Raw genomic sequence first — 3016 nt, forward strand, 5'->3', positions numbered from 1 at the left:
CCGCCACCGGCCCCTCGGTACGCCCCGCACGCCGCGCCCACGGGCGCGCCCCGCGCGCCGTACGCGAGCGCCGCGGGCGGCGGAGCGCCCGGCACGGCTCCGGACATGCGCGCGCCCCCGGTTCCCTGTGCGGGAACCGGGGGCGCGGATGCGTACGGCAGCGGCGAGCGGGAGCCCCGATCAGGCGTGCGGTGCCGGGACGGGCCCGGACCCGGGGGCGGCACGGCGGCGGGTGGCGCGTTCGGCGGCGAACACGTCCTCCAGCCGGTACAGGTTGCTCCTGCCCTGCCGCCCGGCGGGCCGCAGATGGCCGAGCTGCACCCACTTCCTGATCGTCGCGGGCACCACCCCCGCCTCCTGGGCGGCCAGCGCGCCGGTCAGCAGGGTGGCGCCGGTGAGCGTGTCGTACGGGTGCCGAAGGGAGGTCACAGAGCCTCGGCCCCGCTTCCGGCCCGGTGGTCGCAGGCCGATGCCGCGACCGCCGCACCGGCCGGCAGGGCCGGCCAGGCGTCCCGTTCCCAGAGGTGGCGGAAGGCCGGATCCGTCACGCAGTCGCACGCCTCGTCACCGCAGCGGCACCCCGGGTTCACGCAGAGCACGGCGTCGCGGTCGGGGAAGGCGCGCAGGGAGACGGAGTCGCACCAGGGGCAGCGCCCGGGCAGCCGCACCATCGGCTCCGTCTCGCCCAGCGCCCGGGCGCATCGCCGGGCCATCCGGCGCAGTTCGTCGCGGGCGTGCCGGGCGAGCGTCGGGTCCTCCGCGGTGTGCGCCAGGAGTGCGGTGATCCGGGAGAGCCTTTCGGGCACCGGGGCGCGGCGCGGACGGCCGGACCCGAGCCGGCCGAGGAGCGCTTCCTCCAGTTCCACGACGCCGTCGCTGATGTCGCGCAGCGCGTCCGACACGTGGAGCCGCACGGGCGCGGCCGAGTGGCCGGGAACGGCGAGTCCGCGCTGCTCGTTGCGCAGCGCCTCCTCGCGTTCCGTACGGCTGAGGGCGGCGCGTGCCGCCCGCTCGGCGGCGCCCCGGACGTGCCGGACGGTGGACGGGCGGCTGCCCGAAGAGGGCGCCAACTCCTCCAGCAGGTCCGGGAAGTGGCGGGCCAGGGTCGCGGCCCAGAGTGCCGCGTCCCGGGCGGCACCGGTGCCGTCCGCCTCCTCGGCGGTCCGGTCGCCGGCCGTCCCGGGGGACTGCCGGGCGTACGGTCCGGCGGCTCCGGAAACGTTCTTCTCGTCACCCATGACGAGCCCTCCTTCTGCGGTTTTCCGCGGTGTGCTGTTCGTACGGCTGCGGGCTGGGGGCGGCGCGTCGTTCCCCCTGTGCTCGGGCGGCGGCGGTCCGGTGGGCCCCCGCATCAGGCGGCCGCACGGCGTCGCCTGCCGCGATCCAGGGCGACGGACCGGCCATTGCGCCAGAGCCGCCCCGCGCACACCCCGTCGAACCAGCTGTCGGCCGGCGCCACCGTTTCCTCGCACTGCCGGACGACCGGGCAGCGGGCGCAGGCGCCGAGAGCGGGCGCGGCCTCGGCCGGATGCCGGGCGAAGACCGTCTCCGGGGGGAGCCCCAGGCAGGCGGCCGACGCGGTCCAGGTGTCTGAGGGGAGCGAGAGGAACGACGGATCCATGGAGGCTCCTGATGCGCGAGCGGCGGGACGGGAGGGAGTGGCGGAGGGGGCGGTTGGTGCTTCGACTGGAGATGCACAGTGACAGATTGCGTGCGAGCGCGCAACGTAATTGGCCGGGAGGGGTCGCCTTCACGCCGTCACGCAGGGTGGCGGGGGTGTGGCCGTACGCACGGAAACGGCCAAGTCTTCGACGAATCTGCACATTGCGCGCGCGAAAGCCCATAATTCTGCGCGCGCAAGCGCGGTAGCCTGGGATTCGCTTCGGAGGGAGGCGAAGGCTGTGACCGTCAGTGAACTGGAACAGTTCACGGCCTGGATCGAGGACGTGATCCGGCGGCGTGGATACGACATCGACAGCCCGCGCGGCGGCGGCAAGTCCCGCCTCGCCGACGAGGCGGGCGTACACCGGGCAGCCATCACGCGGCTGCTGCAACGGCAGAGCATGCCGGACCTGGAGACGATGCGCAGGCTCGCGCACGTCCTGGGCGTCCCCGTGCGGGAGATGCTGATCCGTTCGGGCCGGCTCACCGAGGACGAGCTGCCCCTGCCCCCGGTGGGCGACGACCCCGACCGGCAGGACGCCGGAGGCGAGCGCATCACGCTGGAGGAGGCCGCCGCCGCGCTCGGTGTCCCGGCCGAGCAGCGGGAGATGTTCATGCGGGTCGCCGGACAGTTCCTGCCCGCGGAACCGGAGGACCAGGAACTCCCCGCCCGGCGGACCCGGAGGGGCTGAGGCCGGACGGGGCGGCGGGGCCGCCTCCGCGCAGCCGGTCGCCGCCCCGTGCTCCCTCTCCCCCTGCCGGGCCCCCGCCGCGCACCGCTCCGCCACCGCCGACGGGTCGCACAAGCGTGATCGCTAAGCTGATCCGAGTCTGTTCGAAGGGCGAGGGACCCGCACTACTGTGGCGGGGCCGGTGGTGAAGGAGACGTCAGGAAGAGCCGCGCATGGGCGAGGGCGAAAAGGGCTCCCGGCAGGCGAACGGCTCGCCCGAGGCCGCGATGTGTCAGCGGCGGCCGCCGGTGTCGGACGTGGGGGAGGGCGGGGAGATGCCTCCCGGCGATCTCGCCCGGCTGCTTGCCGCGGTAGGCGCTCTGCTGGGGAGCCACGAGGCAAGCGATCTGGTGGTCATGCCGAGGGACGAACTCGAGCGGCGGGAGTACGCGGCGTACGGGCAGGGCTGGCGCGACGCGGCGGCCCAGTACCACCAGCCCCGCGTATGGGCCGACGGCCTTCCGGGGGCGGACGCCGGCGACCGGACGCCCGGGCAGGCGGCGGTGATCCCGTTCCGCCGCAGAATCCCGCCCGGCACGCGTGAGGACGCGCGGCGCGACGCGACGGACTCGGCCGGGCCCGCCCCGGCCGGGGCGCACACGGGCCCCACCCGTCCCGCCGGC

The 3016-nt window shown here is 75.7% G+C and carries 5 protein-coding genes; 2 read left to right on the forward strand and 3 right to left on the reverse strand.

What is annotated here, in order from left to right:
- Positions 1-180: 180 nt before the first annotated feature.
- The 3 genes from G3I41_RS05900 to G3I41_RS05910 all read right to left on the reverse strand — a co-directional run bounded on the left by G3I41_RS05900 (position 181) and on the right by G3I41_RS05910 (position 1621).
- The gene (locus G3I41_RS05900) at positions 181-429 is read right to left on the reverse strand and encodes a hypothetical protein (protein WP_164399244.1); all 249 of its coding nucleotides are present in this window, start codon (positions 427-429) and stop codon (positions 181-183) included.
- Positions 426-1238 (reverse strand): hypothetical protein, encoded by an 813-nt coding sequence (locus G3I41_RS05905; RefSeq protein WP_239081498.1) that lies wholly within the window; start codon positions 1236-1238, stop codon positions 426-428. The genes G3I41_RS05900 and G3I41_RS05905 overlap by 4 nt, the downstream gene beginning before the upstream one ends.
- Before the next feature lie 113 nt (positions 1239-1351).
- Positions 1352-1621, reverse strand: coding sequence for a WhiB family transcriptional regulator (locus G3I41_RS05910; RefSeq protein ID WP_164399245.1), 270 nt, complete (start codon positions 1619-1621; stop codon positions 1352-1354).
- A gap of 280 nt (positions 1622-1901) precedes the next feature.
- Here G3I41_RS05910 and G3I41_RS05915 point away from each other — a divergent pair, with 280 nt between their 5' ends.
- Both G3I41_RS05915 and G3I41_RS05920 read left to right on the forward strand, forming a co-directional pair.
- Entirely contained in the window at positions 1902-2354 is a 453-nt protein-coding gene (locus G3I41_RS05915; RefSeq protein WP_164399246.1) for a helix-turn-helix transcriptional regulator, read from the forward strand.
- A 212-nt stretch (positions 2355-2566) separates the two neighbouring features.
- A partial coding sequence (locus G3I41_RS05920; RefSeq protein ID WP_164399247.1) for a hypothetical protein occupies positions 2567-3016 on the forward strand: 450 nt, incomplete at its 3' end.

This window comes from Streptomyces sp. SID9727, from assembly GCF_010550605.1.
In the GTDB taxonomy this organism is placed as follows: domain Bacteria; phylum Actinomycetota; class Actinomycetes; order Streptomycetales; family Streptomycetaceae; genus Streptomyces.